Below are 15,943 nucleotides of genomic sequence, written 5' to 3'. Positions count from 1 at the left end.
TTACTTGAGAAAGAAAAACGGGAGATCATGATTCAAGTCCAAACAATTCTCAATGTTGCTGACAATAGCGGTGCGCGGAAACTAATGTGTATTCGCGTTTTAAAAGGGGGTAACTGTCGCTATGGCGGAATCGGCGATGTGATCATTGCGGTGGTCAAAGATGCTATTCCCAATATGGCGGTGAAAAGATCCGATGTAGTTCGGGCTGTAATCGTCCGTACTCGTCATAGTTTACGTCGAGATAGTGGCATGAGCATTCGGTTTGATGACAATGCGGCTGTGATTATCAACGCAGACGGTAATCCCAGAGGCACTCGTGTATTCGGCCCTGTAGCTCGGGAACTACGGGATAAGAATTTCACGAAAATTGTTTCCCTTGCACCGGAGGTTCTGTAATGTCCAAAAAAACCACATCTAATCAGCCCGCACGCTATAAAATGCACGTAAAAAAAGGCGATACCGTGCAGGTGATTACGGGTAGCGATAAAGGAAAAGTCGGAGAGATTATTCGGGTTCTTCCCAAAGCCAGTAAAGTCGTTGTTAAGGATGTTAACGTGAGAACCAAGCACGTTAAACCTCGTCAAGAGGGAGAATCCGGTCAGATTACGACTTTTGAAGCCCCAGTTCACAGTTCTAATGTGATGCTGTATTCCACCAAAGAAAACGTTGCCAGTCGGGTGTGTTACACCTTTACCGAAGACGGACGTAAGGTGAGAATGCTGAAAAAAACGGGTGAAATTATCGATTAAACCCATTGTCCGCTAACTGTTAAACGTTAACGGTCGACCCTCAATTGTCAACCATCCTGACAAAGCCCAGGATTTATAAAGAGCAACTCACTATGGTAGCTAAACTCAAGACTGTCTACTTGGACAAAATCGTCCCAAAAATGATGGAGCAGTTCCAATATGAGAACATCCATCAGGTTCCTAAGATTGTTAAAGTCACAATCAACCGGGGTTTAGGTGAAGCCTCTCAAAATGCTAAAGCGTTAGAGTCCTCCCTGAATGAGTTGGCGGTGATTACCGGACAAAAACCCGTGGTCACCAGAGCCACAAAAGCCATTGCTGGATTCAAAGTTCGCAAAGGAATGCCCGTTGGTGTGATGGTGACCCTGCGTGCAGAACGGATGTATGCCTTCTTAGACCGACTGATAAATTTATCCCTGCCTCGGATTCGTGACTTTCGGGGTGTGAGTGGAAAAAGTTTTGATGGTCGGGGTAACTACAGTTTGGGTGTCCGAGAACAACTGATCTTTCCTGAAATCAGCTATGACAGTATTGATCAAATTCGAGGCTTAGATATTTCAATTGTCACCACGGCAAAAACCGATGAAGAAGGGCGAGCCTTGCTCAAAGAAATGGGAATGCCTTTTCGGGAAAGCGGTGTGTAGTAAAGTAACGAGGAAACTATGGCGGCAAACGATACCATTGCGGATATGTTGACGCGCATTCGCAATTCTTGCATGGCGCGGCATCAAACTACACAAATTCCTTCTACAAGAATGACTCGTAGTATAGCCCAAGTTCTCAAACAAGAGGGCTTTATTGCAGACTTTGAGGAAACAGGCGAAGGCATTAAAAAATACTTGGTGGTCTCCCTCAAGTACAACTCCAAAACCAAAGCTCCAACCATCCAGAAATTACAGCGAGTCAGCCGACCGGGTTTGCGAGTGTATCGCAACCGCAAAGAACTCCCTCGCGTCTTAGGTGGCATCGGTGTAGCAATTATTTCTACGTCTTGTGGGGTCATGACTGACCGAGAAGCCCGACGCCAAGGTGTTGGTGGTGAAGTGCTTTGCTACATCTGGTAAAAAGTTCGCGTATCTCGCTTGTCAGACTTCGGGTTTACTGGTTTCAAAGCCATATATTTTGTCTCGGTGTCTCGGTGAACAGTCAAACGAGCGCGATTAGAACTAATCCAACCCTTTTCTATTCGAGAATTGAAATAAATAACTATGTCTAGGATTGGTAAACGTCCAATTTCTGTACCCCCCGCCGTCACCCTAACCATTAATGGTCAACAGGTTATAGTTAAAGGCCCCAAGGGTGAACTCTCCCGTGTGCTTCCCCCTGAAGTTGTGGTCGAACAGGACGGAGGAATCGTTAACGTCAAACGAGCCTCCGAGTCTCGCACGGCTCGTCAACGCCATGGCCTCTGTCGAACCCTGGTATCTAATATGGTTGAAGGGGTTTCTAATGGCTTTGAACGCCGTTTAGAAATCCAAGGGGTCGGTTATCGGGCAGCGGTGCAAGGTACAAACCTGGTGTTAAACGTCGGTTATAGCAAACCCGTGGAAATGATTCCCCCGGAAGGTATTCGCGTTGCTGTTGAAAATAACACTAATGTGATTATTAGCGGGATTGACAAGGAAATTGTCGGCAATATGGCCGCCAAGGTTCGTGCCGTGCGTCCCCCTGAACCCTATAAAGGCAAAGGCATTCGTTATCAAGGCGAAGTGGTCAGACGTAAAGCTGGTAAAACTGGTAAGGGTGGGAAAAAATAAACTATGAAACTAACTCGTCAAGAATCCCGGGATCGTCGTCATCGGAGAGTTCGGGTCAAGGTCTTTGGAACCTCTGAACGGCCTAGATTAGCAGTGTTTCGCTCCAACCATCACATTTATGTGCAGGTGATTGATGATACAAAACATCACACCTTAGTCGCAGCCTCTACCGTAGAACCTGATTTTAAATCTGCAGATTCATCCGGGGCAACCTGTGATGCTTCTGTCAAAATCGGGCAATTAATTGCTGAACGGGCTGTGGCTAAAGGCATTAAGAAGGTGGTATTTGATCGGGGTGGATATATATATCACGGTCGCGTTAAAGCTCTAGCTGATGCAGCCCGAGAAGCTGGATTAGACTTCTAATAGTAAACAGTAAACAGTCAATCAAATAAAATAGAAGTTATTGTTAATCAACCATGAATGACGACAACAACCTAAATGATTACTGATTACTGATGACTGATCGGGCTAGGAGACCTTGCCCCTACTGAAATCAACGTTGTTCAGGATATTCAAACTATGGCAGAGCAGCAGCAACAGCGGCGCAACAACAAAAAAGGTAGCCGCACCAAAGAAAAAGAAGTCGAGTGGCAAGAACGGGTTGTACAAATCCGTCGTGTCACTAAGGTGGTGAAGGGCGGTAAAAAACTCAGCTTTCGGGCTGTAGTCATCGTCGGGAATGAAAAGGGTCAAGTTGGCGTAGGTGTGGGTAAAGCCGCCGATGTGATTGGAGCCGTTAAAAAAGGCGTTGCCGATGGCCGCAAAAACGTGATCGAGGTTCCTTTAACCAAATCCAACTCTATTCCCCATCCGATCAACGGGGCAGGGGGAGGTGCTCAAGTGATGATGCGTCCAGCCTCTCCTGGGACGGGGGTAATTGCCGGTGGAGCCGTCCGTACCGTTTTAGAACTCGCTGGCGTTCGGAATATCTTGGCTAAACAACTCGGTTCTAGTAATCCTCTGAATAACGCCAGAGCCACCATTGACGCTTTGCAATCATTACGCACCCTCGCGGATGTAGCTAAAGAGCGGGGAGTTCCCATTGAGCATCTTTATGCTTAATTCCGTTGTCCATCTGAAACTGTTCAAGTATAAGCAATCATGAGACTCAACGATGCTATACCCAAACCAGGCTCTCGCAAACGCGGACGTCGCCTAGGTCGTGGGATCTCTGCTGGTCAAGGTGCAAGCTGTGGTAAAGGGATGCGGGGGCAAAATTCCCGTTCCGGTCACAGCACCCGCCCTGGTTTTGAAGGCGGTCAAAACCCTCTGTATCGACGCCTTCCCAAACTTAAGGGATTTCCTCAAGTTAATCGGAAACATTACACTACGATTAATGTAGGTGAATTGTCATCCCTGTCTGCCAATACAGAGGTTACTCTAGCTTACCTACTAGAAGCGGGACTCCTAACCGCAAGTCGTGGCCCTCTAAAAATTTTAGGGCATGGGGAACTCAATGTCGCCCTTAGCATAGAAGCGGCTGCATTTACTCAAGGTGCTCGTACCAAAATTGAAGCCGCAGGCGGGACTTGTCAGTTATTAGTCAACAGTAAACAGTTATCGGTGGAATAGTTAATAGTTGTTGGCTATTAACTCTTAACTCTTAACTCTTAACTGATGACTGATAACTGATTACTGATAACTGATTGAGGTAGTCCTTCATGGTCGTTAGTCGAGACAAAGCGCCAACTGCACAGGAAACTTTCTTGCAGATGGCTCAAGCTGCTGGTCTAAGAGGTCGAATTCTAGTCACCATTGGCTTACTGCTCCTGGTGCGTGTGGGCGTGTTTCTACCGATTCCCGGTATTGATACGGCCAGTTTCCGAGCGGCAATTCAAAATAACCCGGTGATTGGATTCCTCGATTTATTTTCTGGAGGTGGCCTTTCGGCTCTGGGAATTTTTGCCCTGGGGATTTTGCCCTATATTAATGCCTCCATCATCATGCAGTTGATGACGGCGGCTTTACCCAGTCTGGAAGACCTACAAAAAAATGAGGGAGAAGCCGGACGCCGGAAGATTTCCCAAATTACTCGCTATGTGGCTTTAGGGTGGGCAGTGTTACAAAGCGTGGGGATCTCGATTTGGATTAATCCCTTTGCCAATAACCCTGGCCCCCTATTCCAAGTTCAAGTGGTTCTGGCACTTGTCGCCGGATCAATGTTTGTGATGTGGCTCTCGGAACTAATTACTGAACGCGGGATTGGTAACGGTGCTTCTTTACTGATTTTTCTGGGTATCGTAGCGGTTTTACCCACTTCTTTGGGTCAGACCCTAGAATTAGCCCAAAGTGGAGATCAAGCAATTGTCGGTCGGGTGATTCTTCTGTTGATTGTTTTCCTGGCGATGATCGTTGGGATTGTTTTTGTTCAGGAGGGAACTCGTCGAATTCCGATTGTTTCCGCCCGTCGGCAAGTTGGCAGAAAATTATACCGAGAAAAAACCAGCTATTTGCCTCTGCGATTAAATCAAGGGGGTGTGATGCCAATTATTTTTGCCTCGGCGGTTTTAGTTTTGCCCGCTTCTCTGTCTCAATTTACTAACAATCCAGTTCTGATTCAAATAGCAACGGCCCTAACTCCTAGTGGATCGACTCCCTGGCTGTATGCAGCTTTCTATTTGGTACTGATTGTGTTCTTTAGCTATTTCTACGCTTCATTAATTATGAATCCTGTAGATATGGCACAGAACCTGAAGAAGATGGGGGCGAGTGTTCCGGGGATTCGTCCGGGTCGCACCACCAGTGAGTATATTGAGCGAGTTTTAAATCGATTGACGTTTTTGGGAGCTATCTTTTTAGGTTTGGTTGCCATTATCCCCACGATCGTTGAGGGCGCCACACGGGTTCCCACTTTTCGGGGCTTTGGTGCCACATCTCTGCTGATTTTGGTGGGTGTAGCCATTGATACGGCGAAACAGGTGCAAACCTATGTGATTTCTCAACGATATGAAGGGATGGTGAAACGATAGTGCGTTTGATTTTTCTCGGGCCCCCAGGGGCAGGCAAAGGGACTCAAGCAGCCATTATAGCTGCGAGTTTTGGGGTTCCTCACATCTCGACGGGTGAAATTTTACGCACCCATGTCGGTGAAGAAACTGATCTGGGTCAAAAAGCTAAGGACTATATGGCTCAAGGTGAATTAGTCCCCGATCAATTGATTTTGGATATGGTGGAACATCGTCTTGAGGAGTCCGATGCTCAGAACGGTTGGATTTTGGATGGGTTTCCGAGGAATATTTCTCAGGCTGATTTTGTCGCAGCCCTTATTCTGAAGGTTGACAGGGAAGCTAAAAACAGCATCGGAGATCTGAAGGTGATTAACCTGGATGTTCCTGATCAGATTCTGGTAGAACGATTGTTAGCCAGAGGACGGAAGGATGACCACGAGGAAGTTATTCGTCACCGTTTACAAGTGTATCGGGAACAAACGGCTCCCTTAATTAATTACTATCTTGATCGCAATCAACTCCAATCTATCAATGGCAACCGTTCCATGGATGAGATTACTCAAGAGTTGAAACAGGTTGTTTCTGCTTAGTAAAAATTCTGGGTCGGTCAAGTTGCAACCCCTTTTAGGAATCAACAAAGCTACAAGTGCTAAGTTGAAAGTGATTGGGCTGAAGTTATTACTGCAAATACAGTCAATTGTCCGCCCCTCACCTATGGTTTTACCTTGGGTTTTAATGAAAATTAAAGCTAAGAGATTGACAAAAAACAGAGATTACGCTCCGATTTTTGATAAAATATGTTAAGAAATACGGATCGCGGATTAAACGGATTACGCAGATGACGCGGATTAAAAAAATCTAATCCGTGAAATCTGTGTAATTCATCTAAATCTGCAATACGGATTTCTGAATGTCATCAGATGAGCAAATCTCGGTCATTTGTTGATCGACGGGATGGATTGTTGAATTGAGGTAAAAACAACTTGGCTAAACAGGATCTGATTGAAATGGAAGGGACAGTCACTGAATCCCTTCCCAATGCTATGTTTCGCGTAGACCTAGATAATGGATTTAATGTCTTGGCCCACATCTCGGGAAAAATCCGCAGGAATTACATTAAGATATTACCTGGAGATCGAGTCAAAGTGGAATTAACCCCCTATGACTTGACTAAAGGGAGAATCACCTATCGTCTACGCAAAAAATAGATGGAAATCTTACCCCTTATCCCAAAGGTTAAGGGTTAGACTAGATAAAAATCAGCTTTCAGTGATATAATAATAAATTTGTTGTAGCGTCGCTCTAATTGGCATGAAAGTTCGAGCATCAGTCCGCAAAATTTGTGAAAAGTGTCGTGTTATCCGCCGTCGCGGACGGGTAATGGTGATTTGTTCTAATCCCAAGCATAAGCAGCGCCAAGGTTAACACCCTAGGTCGTCCACTAGGGACGGATTATGAGTCTTGCTGAAACTAGAAAAACAGACGCTTACCAATTAAAATTCTGTGATTCAAGCCCTTACCTGAACAAGCTTCAACCCTTGTTAAGTCTCAAAAGTAGCTACAATCCCATTCCTTCCCAGATCAAAGGAAAGAATGTGCAGTTGAAATCAGTACAGTAGCTTCAACCTGCGTGCGTAGCCTCGGGCCATTCAGCAAATTGGGAATCCATTAATTGCCTATCATTTTACTGCATGATTTAGGCATTGTCGTTAGTTACATTTTAAAGGGAGACGTTCATTGTGGCACGGATAGCCGGAGTAGACCTTCCACGAGATAAGCGTGTTGAAATTGGTCTGACTTACATTTATGGAATTGGACTTTCGCGGTCTCAACAAATTCTTAAAGACTCGGGTGTTAATCCTGATACCCGGATTAAAGATCTAAATGATGCTGATGTGGCAGCCCTACGGGCAGCCATCCAACTGTATCAGGTAGAGGGAGATCTGCGACGGGTGGAGGCGATGAACATTAAGCGCCTCATGGATATCGGCACCTATCGGGGTCGTCGCCATCGTTTAGGTTTACCTGTGCGGGGTCAACGCACCCGGACGAACGCTAGAACCCGTCGGGGTGTTCGCCGTACCGTTGCTGGTAAGAAAAAAGCGGCAGCTAAGAAATAATTAAGCCAGGCGTTTCAACTTACAAGAACTGCTGGTTAAACCCAAGCAGATCTCCTCAACTCACCGCAAAGAAAATCGTAAACGAGATTACTATGGCGCGACAAACGAAAAAAACAGGGCCTAAAAAGCAAAAACGTAATGTCCCGAATGGGTTGGCCTACATTCAATCCACCTTCAACAATACGATTGTAACGATTACCGATCCGAATGGGGAAGTCATTTCCTGGGCTTCTGCGGGGTCTACGGGGTTTAAAGGGGCGAAAAAAGGAACTCCTTTTGCTGCTCAAACCGCCGCAGAAAACGCCGGACGCCGAGCTAATGATCAAGGAATGCGTCAGGTTGAAGTGATGGTCAGCGGGCCAGGTGCAGGTAGAGAAACTGCGATTCGAGCCTTGCAAGGGGCTGGTTTAGAAATCACCTTGATTCGAGACATTACTCCAATTCCCCATAATGGTTGCCGTCCTCCCAAACGACGTCGCGTTTAATTAAAGCTTTTGATAGCGTTACAGACGTGGAAGTTAGTGTCTTGTCGAGGAAGAATGAATACTCAAGTTTAGTTTCATTCTTTGCCTTATACTGTCAATTCATTTTGGGGTTCAATGGAGAAGGGAGGTCCATCGGTGGCGCAGTTTAAGATTGAGTGTATTGAATCGAACACTGATACAGACCGGAGTCAGTACGGAAAATTCGTCTTAGAACCGTTAGAACGGGGTCAAGGGACAACGGTTGGTAATGCTCTAAGACGGGTTTTACTCTCGAACTTAGAAGGAACGGCGATTACATCAGCAAGGTTTGCCAATGTTAATCATGAGTTTGCAACGATTCGAGGGGTTAGGGAAGATGTTTTAGAGATTTTGCTGAACCTGAAAGAAGTTGTACTCAAAAGCTATACCCACCAAAAACAAATTGGTCGCTTAGAAGTTCAAGGTCCAGCGACGGTAACGGCGGGTCATTTTAAGCTGCCTTCAGAAGTTGAGGTCGTAGACAAAAACCAATATATCGCTACCCTATCCCCAGGATCAACCTTGGAAATGGAAGTCCAAGTTGATAAGGGGACTGGGTATCGCGCCGTTGAACGCAATCGGGACGAGGCAATTGCTTTGGATTTTCTCCAAATTGATGCCGTGTTCATGCCAGTACGGAAAGTGAATTACACCGTTGAGGATGCACGGGTCGGCGGAACTTTAGAAAAAGACCGCCTGATCATGGAGATTTGGACAAATGGGAGTTTAACGCCCCAAGAAGCCATCAGTCAATCCGCGACCATTCTGGTGGACTTGTTCACTCCGTTGAAAGACATCACCTTGGAATCAATCAAAAGTGACCAAAATAATGATGTTGATCCAACCAGTCAAATCCCGATTGAAGAACTACAGTTATCTGTTCGGGCTTATAACTGTCTCAAACGCGCTCAAATTAACTCGGTCGCAGACTTACGAGATTATACTCAGGAAGACCTATTAGAAATTAAAAACTTCGGTCAGAAGTCTGCGGAGGAGGTTATCGAGGCGTTACAAAAACGCCTAGGAATTACACTGCCTCAAGAAAGGGCATCTAAATCAGTCGTCAGTAATCAGTGATCAGTTATCAGTGTAGAGACGCCCCATGGCACGTCTTCTGTACCAGTCGTCAGGTAAAGAGTTAAAGATAGCTCATTAACTCTTGCACTGATTACTTTTAACTGATTACTTTTAACTGATAACTGATAAAACCACTCAATCATTTTCTACCAGAAGGTAATTATGCGTCATCGTTGTCGTGTTCCCCAATTGGGCAAACCTGCTGATCAGCGAAAAGCATTGCTGCGATCGCTGGCTACAGAACTGATTCGCCATGGCCGAATCACCACCACTAAAGTTAGAGCCAAAGCGGTACAATCGGAAGCAGAAAAAATGATTACCCTGGCTAAAGACGGCTCCTTGGCAGCCCGTCGCCAAGCCATGGGGTATATCTATGACAAACAACTGGTTCACTCGTTATTTGATGCGGCTCCATCACGGTATGGCTCTCGCAATGGGGGTTACACCCGGATTGTTAGAACCGTGAGCCGTCGGGGAGATAATGCCGAAATGGCAATTATTGAATTGGTGTAAACAGTTATCAGTTAACAGTTAATAGTAAACAGTTATCAGTGTAAGAGTTAATAGTAAACAGTTATCAGTGCAGGAGTTAATAATTAAATTCCTTACCTGATAACTCCTTAACTGATAACTGGTAGGGGCGGGTTCTTTTATATCTTTGTTAGTTACCTAAATCTCGATGAACCCGCCCCTACAACTGATCACTGTTTACTGATAACTGATTTATGTGATGGATCAACAGCGTATTGCCTTAGTGATTCAGTATCAGGGAACTCACTTTCAAGGTTGGCAGCGACAACCGAATCAACGGACAGTGCAGCAGGAAATTGAAACCGCGATCGCAACGGTAACTCAGGCTCCAGTGACACTCCACGCAGCGGGTCGCACCGATACGGGAGTTCATGCGGCGGCACAAGTGGCTCATTTTAATGCCCCTAGCTATATTCCTGACTATCGTTGGGCGACCATTCTCAATAACCGTTTATCGGAGGATGTGTTGATTCGGGCATCTGCCTCTGTTCCTAGCTCCTGGCACGCTAGGTTTTCAGCCAAATGGCGTCGATATCGGTACACCCTCTATACAGATGCTCGACCCAACCTATTTGTCCGGCCTTTCAGTTGGCATTACTATCATCATCCTTTGGATGAACAGTTAGTCCAAGCCGCCCTAGAACAGTTAGTGGGATATCACCACTTATCGGCGTTTCAACGGAGTGGAACCTCTCGCCCCCATGCTTGGGTAGATGTACAGTTTGTCAGTTGTCAACGCCAAAATTCCTTCATCCATATCGAAGTACAAGCCAGTGGATTTCTATACGGGATGATGAGATTGTTAGTCGGGTTACTGGTACAGGTGGGAAACGGGGAACGCTCCCTAGAGGAATTTCGGGACATCTGGACTCAAGAACGCCGAGAAGTTGTTAAATATGCAGCACCCGCCCAGGGACTTTGCTTATTGCGAGTCGGTTATCCAGAGTTTCCCTTTCCGCCTGACATTTGGTTTGATACCTTTCCTAAACTTGTCGTTGGTTGATGCACTGGCGGAGTAAAGTTTAATCCCTCAAAGGCTAACACCCCATTTATTCTTAAATTTAAGGACAATCAAGAATGACCACAAAAACCTTCCTGCCTTCAGAAGCTTCCCTAGAACCCAAATGGTATGTTATCGATGCGGCTGACCAACGTTTGGGGCGTTTAGCCACTGAAGTTGCCCGAATTATTCGGGGCAAAAATAAACCCATTTACACCCCCCACATGGACACGGGTGACTTTGTAATTATTGTAAATGCGGAAAAAATTGAGGTCACCGGTAAAAAACGCAGTCAAAAACTATATCGTCGTCACTCCGGTAGACCGGGTGGGATGAAGACCGAAACCTTTGAAAAATTACAGGCCCGCATCCCAGAACGAATTATTGAGCAGGCGATTAAGGGGATGTTACCCAAAAATGCTTTAGGACGCAACCTGTTCACTAAACTCAAAGTTTATGCGGGGCCTGATCATCCCCATCAGGCTCAAAAACCTGAAACCTTAACCATCAATACTATTCCAACAGGAGGTAATTAATGCAAGCAACTGATAATGCAACACGCGCCGTTTACTGGGGAACTGGCCGTCGGAAGTCTTCCGTAGCAAGAGTTCGCCTAGTTCCGGGTACTGGTAAATTAACCATTAATGGTAAAGATGGGGATTTGTACCTACAATACAACCAGGGCTATTTAGTCGCGGCCAAGTCTCCCTTAGAAACCCTGGGCTTGGAAAATGACTATGATATTTTGGTCAATGCCAGTGGTGGTGGTTTAACTGGTCAAGCCGAGTCCATCCGTTTAGGAGTGGCTCGTGCCCTGTGTGAACTTAACCCAGATAACCGCAAACCTCTGAAAACCGAAGGGTACTTAACCCGTGACCCCCGGGCTACGGAGCGGAAAAAATATGGTTTACGCAAAGCGCGTAAAGCTCCTCAATACTCCAAACGTTAACTTACACCGCCGGGAAGTCCACCGCTCTACCTTTACCCAGGTTAGTGGTGGGAACAGAGATTGTTTCTATCAAGTCAGTGAGATGTTGTGGTACTGATCACGACCGAGATGGAAACGTAGCTATTAATATTAGAATAGAAGGCATTAGAATGCTAAAGACGGATGGTGCAGCCGTTTCTGCTGTAGGAGGGGATGTTAGACCAAAAGGGGGACGCAAGTCTGTCTTGAGGCATTCTCCTGTGAGTACAGAAGCCGACACTGTACTTGGTACTTCAAGTCAGTGTGGGTAGTTCACAATTGTTAGTTAACAACTCGTAAAAATTAAAACGTCAAAACCATGCCTAAACCTGGTATTCACCCTGAATGGTATCCAGAAGCCGAAGTCTATTGTAACGGTGTATTAGTCACCACCGTTGGTTCTACACAGCCTCGACTTAATGTTGATGTGTGGTCAGGAAATCATCCTTTCTACACCGGGAATCAAAAAATCCTAGACACAGAGGGACGAGTTGAGCGCTTCCTGCGGAAATATGGTATGACCGAAGATAAGCAATCCCAGAAATAGCAAGGTTGTCGTTTGTCCGTCGTTAGTTGTCTGTAGCGTTAACGCTCCTTCAACTGACTGCTTTAAATCATTAGAGCAAACAGGGCTGATTTCAAGTTGAATTCATCCCATCTAGGCTCTCAATCAGATTTAGATAACCTGGGCGGCTAAATAAATCTTGAATTTCTGACAACTGACAACTGACAAAGGACAACTGAGATTATGGCTGATGCTTATCTTGTCGATAAACTCAAATCGATTGAACAAACCTTTAATGAGTTAACCCTCCGTTTAGCTGACCCTGATGTGGCCACTGACCCCGATGAATTTCAACGGGTGGCAATGGCTCGTTCCTCGATGGAAGAAATTGTTTTAGCCTATCAGGACTGGAAAACGGCTCAAGAAGAACTTCTCGGCTCTCGTCAAGTCATGAAAGAAGCCGGGGATGACCTGGAAATGCGGGAAATGGCTTCTTTGGAAGTGGCGGAGTTGGAAGCTAAAATTAGTCGGCTGGAAATTCTTCTGAAAGTCCTGTTACTGCCCCGTGACCCTAACGATGATAAAAATATCATGTTGGAAATTCGGGCGGGAACTGGAGGGGAAGAAGCCAGTATTTGGGCGGGAGATTTAGTCCGAATGTACACCCGATATGCCGAAAGTCAGGGCTGGCGGGTGAGTATGGTCAGTGAGTCCGTCGCCGATATGGGGGGCTTTAAGGAGGCTATTTTAGAAATTCAAGGGGACAGTGTTTACAGCAAACTCAAGTTTGAGGCGGGAGTTCATCGAGTTCAGAGGGTTCCGGTAACGGAAGCGGGTGGTCGAGTTCATACTTCTACTGCAACTGTGGCGATCATGCCTGAAGTTGATGAAGTGGAAATAGCTATTGACCCCAAGGATATTGAGATGACCACGGCTCGTTCCGGGGGGGCAGGTGGCCAAAATGTCAACAAGGTGGAAACGGCCGTTGACCTGTTCCATAAACCTTCGGGGATTCGGATTTTCTGTACGGAAGAACGGAGTCAACTAAAAAACCGAGAACGGGCAATGCAGATTTTACGCGCCAAGTTGTACGAAGCCAAACTGCGGGAACAACAGGAGGCCGTAACTTCCATGCGACGTTCCCAGGTGGGAACCGGGTCACGTTCTGAAAAAATTCGGACTTATAACTATAAAGATAGTCGAGTTACGGATCACCGCTTAGGTGAAAACTTCACTCTAGCTACGATTTTGGAAGGAAGTTTGGAAAGTGTACTCAGTGCCTGTATTGTTAAGGATCAAGAGGAAAGATTAGCCGAATTAGCAAATTCCACATCCAGTCCAGTTTCCGTGTAATTGAAAGAGTTTTGGCTTTGATGTTGTGATTATATTCACTAATTGAGTAAGCCCTGGATGCGGAAAGTGCGAGAACTCTTTGGAGTCTCGCCTTTTTTATAAATAAGTTTTTATCAGAGATAAAAGTATGCCTGGAAGCAAACTGAAACTCATGGTGGTTGATGATGAGCGAGATAATCTCGATCTGCTCTATCGGACATTCCGGCGGGAATTTCAGGTATTTAGAGCCGATAGTCCTTCGGAGGCGATGGATATTCTTGATCAGGAAGGAGAAATGGCGGTAATCATTTCTGACCAAAGTATGCCCGAAATGACCGGGATTGAGTTTTTTAGCCGAGTCACCCAGCTTTTTCCTGATACCATTAGGATTCTGCTCACGGGTTATTCTGAAGATGCTTTAGATGTCGATTCTGTAACCATGGCGGCGGCTGATATTTTCAAGTGTATTACCAAGCCTTGGGATACTGAAGATTTTAAACAAATTATTCAGAAGGCGGTAGAAACCTATAAAAACAGTAAAGGGAGGTAAAAATTAAAGCTAATACTTCAGAGGTTAAAAAAGTTTTTGACTTAAAATTTAGCCTTAAAAAATAGAGTTAATAAGGTTAAAAATATTTAAGTTTACTTCAATTTATTAAGACAATATTCATCTTATTATAGTCAAGGAGATTGGCAATGTTACGGCTTGAGCATATCAGTAAAATTTATTCTACAGGTTTAGTTCTTAAAGATGTGAATTGGGAGGTTAAACCGGGCGATCGCGTTGGTTTGGTCGGGGTAAATGGGGCGGGAAAATCAACGCAATTAAAAATTATTGCGGGAGAAATGGAACCGACTTCGGGGGAAATTATTCGTCCAGCAAGTTTGAAAATTGCCTATTTAACCCAAGAATTTGAAGTCAACCCCACCCATACGGTGCGGGAGGAGTTTTGGACAGTATTTGAAGCCGCTAATCAAATTCAAGAATCCTTGACCCAGGTACAACATGAAATGCAAACCGCTACCCCAGAGGAGTTAGATCAATTAATCAAAAAATTAGATCGTTTACATCGAGACTTTGAAGCGATTGGGGGGTATACCTTAGAATCTCAAATTGAGAAAATCTTACCGGAAATGGGATTTGAGTCGGAAGATGGTGATCGCTTAGTCAGTGCCTTTAGTGGCGGTTGGCAAATGCGTATGAGTTTAGGTAAAATTTTACTCCAAGAACCGGATTTATTATTATTAGATGAACCGACAAACCATTTGGATTTAGAAACCATTGAATGGTTAGAAGTTTATCTTAAAGGCTTAACAACGCCAATGGTGATTGTTTCCCACGACCGAGAGTTTTTGGATCGTCTCTGTACCCAAATTGTGGAAACAGAACAAGGAGTTTCTAAAACCTATTTAGGGAATTATTCGGCTTATTTACAACAAAAAGAAGAAGCTGCATTAGCTCAATTAAGTGCCTATGACCGTCAGCAAAAAGAGTTAGAAAAACAACAGGCTTTTGTAGAACGATTTCGAGCTAGTGCCACCCGCAGTACCCAAGCTAAAAGCCGAGAGAAACAACTGGATAAAATAGAACGAATTGAAGCCCCCAGTTCTTCTTCTCCGACCCTAAAATTTCGATTTCCGGCTGCGGTGAGAAGTGGTCGAGAAGTCGTCAATATTCAAGATTTAACCCATTTTTATGATAACAAAGTTTTGTTTTTAGGGACGGATTTATTAGTGGAACGGGGCGATCGCATTGCCTTTTTAGGGCCGAATGGTTGCGGAAAATCTACCCTCCTGCGTTTAATTATGGGTTTAGAAGAAGCCACCGAAGGCAAGGTTGGTTTAGGAGAACATAACGTTATTCCCGGATATTTTGAACAAAATCAAGCGGAAGCCTTAGATTTAGAAAAAACCGTTATGGATACCATCCATGATGAAGTTCCCGAATGGAAAAATGAAGAAGTTCGGACTTTGTTGGGACGGTTTTTATTTAGTGGAGATACGGTTTTAAAACAGGTTAATGCGTTAAGTGGAGGGGAAAAAGCCCGGTTAGCCTTAGCAAAATTATTACTCCAACCGGTGAACTGTTTAATTTTAGATGAACCCACCAACCATTTAGATATTCCCGCTAAAGAAATGTTAGAGGAAGCAATCCAACATTACGATGGAACAGTTTTAATTGTTTCCCATGATCGGTATTTTATTTCTAAAGTTGCTAATAAAATTGTCGAAATTCGCGACGGAGAGTTTCGGGTTTATTTAGGGGATTATCACTATTATCTCGATAAACTAGCGGAGGAGAAAGAACAGGCACAGTTAGCCAAATTGGAAGCGGAGAAAACTGCTAAAAAGGCGGCTAAGGATGCCAAGAAAAAAGCAAATAATAAACGAAAATAATATCCTCACCTAAGATGTGGGATAGGTTCCGAGGATTAATATTAAGCAAACAGC

The 15,943-nt window shown here is 44.9% G+C and carries 24 protein-coding genes; all 24 read left to right on the top strand.

Annotated elements, in window-relative coordinates; translation table 11 throughout:
* Positions 1–27 precede the first annotated feature (27 nt).
* The 24 genes from rplN (at position 28) to AC2D3N_RS11090 (ending at position 15,889) form a co-directional block, all read left to right on the top strand.
* Positions 28–396 carry a 50S ribosomal protein L14 gene (gene rplN, locus AC2D3N_RS11205; protein WP_026786895.1) on the top strand — a complete coding sequence of 123 codons (369 nt, stop codon included), beginning with the start codon at positions 28–30 and terminating at the stop codon, positions 394–396.
* Entirely contained in the window at positions 396–749 is a 354-nt protein-coding gene (rplX, locus tag AC2D3N_RS11200; RefSeq protein ID WP_079677670.1) for a 50S ribosomal protein L24, read from the top strand. Before rplN ends, rplX begins: the two co-directional genes overlap by 1 nt.
* Positions 750–841: 92 nt before the next feature.
* Positions 842–1,393 carry a 50S ribosomal protein L5 gene (rplE, locus tag AC2D3N_RS11195; protein WP_079677669.1) on the top strand — a complete coding sequence of 184 codons (552 nt, stop codon included), beginning with the start codon at positions 842–844 and terminating at the stop codon, positions 1,391–1,393.
* Between the two features lie 18 nt (positions 1,394–1,411).
* Positions 1,412–1,813 (top strand): 30S ribosomal protein S8, encoded by a 402-nt coding sequence (gene rpsH, locus AC2D3N_RS11190; RefSeq protein WP_079677668.1) that lies wholly within the window; start codon positions 1,412–1,414, stop codon positions 1,811–1,813.
* 144 nt (positions 1,814–1,957) lie between these two features.
* Positions 1,958–2,506 carry a 50S ribosomal protein L6 gene (gene rplF, locus AC2D3N_RS11185; RefSeq protein WP_079677667.1) on the top strand — a complete coding sequence of 183 codons (549 nt, stop codon included), beginning with the start codon at positions 1,958–1,960 and terminating at the stop codon, positions 2,504–2,506.
* A 3-nt stretch (positions 2,507–2,509) separates the two neighbouring features.
* Positions 2,510–2,872, top strand: coding sequence for a 50S ribosomal protein L18 (gene rplR, locus AC2D3N_RS11180; RefSeq protein WP_484693631.1), 363 nt, complete (start codon positions 2,510–2,512; stop codon positions 2,870–2,872).
* A 156-nt stretch (positions 2,873–3,028) separates the two neighbouring features.
* A complete protein-coding gene (gene rpsE / locus AC2D3N_RS11175) occupies positions 3,029–3,571 on the top strand; it encodes a 30S ribosomal protein S5 (RefSeq protein ID WP_079677665.1) in 543 nt (180 codons plus the stop codon).
* A 39-nt stretch (positions 3,572–3,610) separates the two neighbouring features.
* The gene (rplO, locus tag AC2D3N_RS11170; protein ID WP_079677664.1) at positions 3,611–4,081 is read left to right on the top strand and encodes a 50S ribosomal protein L15; all 471 of its coding nucleotides are present in this window, start codon (positions 3,611–3,613) and stop codon (positions 4,079–4,081) included.
* An 89-nt stretch (positions 4,082–4,170) separates the two neighbouring features.
* On the top strand, positions 4,171–5,478 hold the full coding sequence (gene secY / locus AC2D3N_RS11165) for a preprotein translocase subunit SecY (protein ID WP_079677663.1): 1,308 nt from the start codon (positions 4,171–4,173) through the stop codon (positions 5,476–5,478).
* Entirely contained in the window at positions 5,475–6,047 is a 573-nt protein-coding gene (locus AC2D3N_RS11160; protein WP_079677662.1) for an adenylate kinase, read from the top strand. The genes secY and AC2D3N_RS11160 overlap by 4 nt, the downstream gene beginning before the upstream one ends.
* Positions 6,048–6,440: 393 nt before the next feature.
* Entirely contained in the window at positions 6,441–6,665 is a 225-nt protein-coding gene (gene infA, locus AC2D3N_RS11155; RefSeq protein WP_008191178.1) for a translation initiation factor IF-1, read from the top strand.
* A 103-nt stretch (positions 6,666–6,768) separates the two neighbouring features.
* Positions 6,769–6,882 carry a 50S ribosomal protein L36 gene (rpmJ, locus tag AC2D3N_RS11150; RefSeq protein WP_071782548.1) on the top strand — a complete coding sequence of 38 codons (114 nt, stop codon included), beginning with the start codon at positions 6,769–6,771 and terminating at the stop codon, positions 6,880–6,882.
* A 314-nt stretch (positions 6,883–7,196) separates the two neighbouring features.
* Entirely contained in the window at positions 7,197–7,577 is a 381-nt protein-coding gene (rpsM, locus tag AC2D3N_RS11145; protein WP_079677660.1) for a 30S ribosomal protein S13, read from the top strand.
* Between the two features lie 92 nt (positions 7,578–7,669).
* On the top strand, positions 7,670–8,062 hold the full coding sequence (gene rpsK, locus AC2D3N_RS11140; protein WP_026786884.1) for a 30S ribosomal protein S11: 393 nt from the start codon (positions 7,670–7,672) through the stop codon (positions 8,060–8,062).
* Positions 8,063–8,197: 135 nt separating this feature from the next.
* Positions 8,198–9,157, top strand: coding sequence for a DNA-directed RNA polymerase subunit alpha (locus AC2D3N_RS11135; protein WP_200816717.1), 960 nt, complete (start codon positions 8,198–8,200; stop codon positions 9,155–9,157).
* A gap of 162 nt (positions 9,158–9,319) precedes the next feature.
* Positions 9,320–9,670 carry a 50S ribosomal protein L17 gene (gene rplQ / locus AC2D3N_RS11130; RefSeq protein ID WP_079677658.1) on the top strand — a complete coding sequence of 117 codons (351 nt, stop codon included), beginning with the start codon at positions 9,320–9,322 and terminating at the stop codon, positions 9,668–9,670.
* Between the two features lie 217 nt (positions 9,671–9,887).
* Positions 9,888–10,691: a tRNA pseudouridine(38-40) synthase TruA gene (truA, locus tag AC2D3N_RS11125; protein ID WP_200816709.1), complete on the top strand. Its 804-nt coding sequence runs from the start codon at positions 9,888–9,890 to the stop codon at positions 10,689–10,691.
* A gap of 74 nt (positions 10,692–10,765) precedes the next feature.
* Positions 10,766–11,224 carry a 50S ribosomal protein L13 gene (gene rplM / locus AC2D3N_RS11120; RefSeq protein WP_484693630.1) on the top strand — a complete coding sequence of 153 codons (459 nt, stop codon included), beginning with the start codon at positions 10,766–10,768 and terminating at the stop codon, positions 11,222–11,224.
* The gene (rpsI, locus tag AC2D3N_RS11115; protein ID WP_079677655.1) at positions 11,224–11,637 is read left to right on the top strand and encodes a 30S ribosomal protein S9; all 414 of its coding nucleotides are present in this window, start codon (positions 11,224–11,226) and stop codon (positions 11,635–11,637) included. Before rplM ends, rpsI begins: the two co-directional genes overlap by 1 nt.
* 47 nt (positions 11,638–11,684) lie before the next feature.
* A complete protein-coding gene (locus AC2D3N_RS11110) occupies positions 11,685–11,927 on the top strand; it encodes a hypothetical protein (RefSeq protein WP_339394352.1) in 243 nt (80 codons plus the stop codon).
* 47 nt (positions 11,928–11,974) lie between these two features.
* Entirely contained in the window at positions 11,975–12,202 is a 228-nt protein-coding gene (gene rpmE, locus AC2D3N_RS11105; protein WP_079677654.1) for a 50S ribosomal protein L31, read from the top strand.
* 201 nt (positions 12,203–12,403) lie between these two features.
* Positions 12,404–13,513 (top strand): peptide chain release factor 1, encoded by a 1,110-nt coding sequence (gene prfA, locus AC2D3N_RS11100; protein WP_079677653.1) that lies wholly within the window; start codon positions 12,404–12,406, stop codon positions 13,511–13,513.
* A gap of 127 nt (positions 13,514–13,640) precedes the next feature.
* Positions 13,641–14,042, top strand: a complete 402-nt coding sequence (locus AC2D3N_RS11095; RefSeq protein WP_484693629.1) for a response regulator — start codon at positions 13,641–13,643, stop codon at positions 14,040–14,042.
* Between the two features lie 146 nt (positions 14,043–14,188).
* Positions 14,189–15,889 carry an ABC-F family ATP-binding cassette domain-containing protein gene (locus AC2D3N_RS11090; protein WP_484693628.1) on the top strand — a complete coding sequence of 567 codons (1,701 nt, stop codon included), beginning with the start codon at positions 14,189–14,191 and terminating at the stop codon, positions 15,887–15,889.
* Positions 15,890–15,943: the final 54 nt, after the last annotated feature.

This window comes from Planktothrix sp. PLAVEN19ND (assembly GCF_057220675.1).
This window is presented reverse-complemented; position numbering and strand designations above follow the sequence as displayed.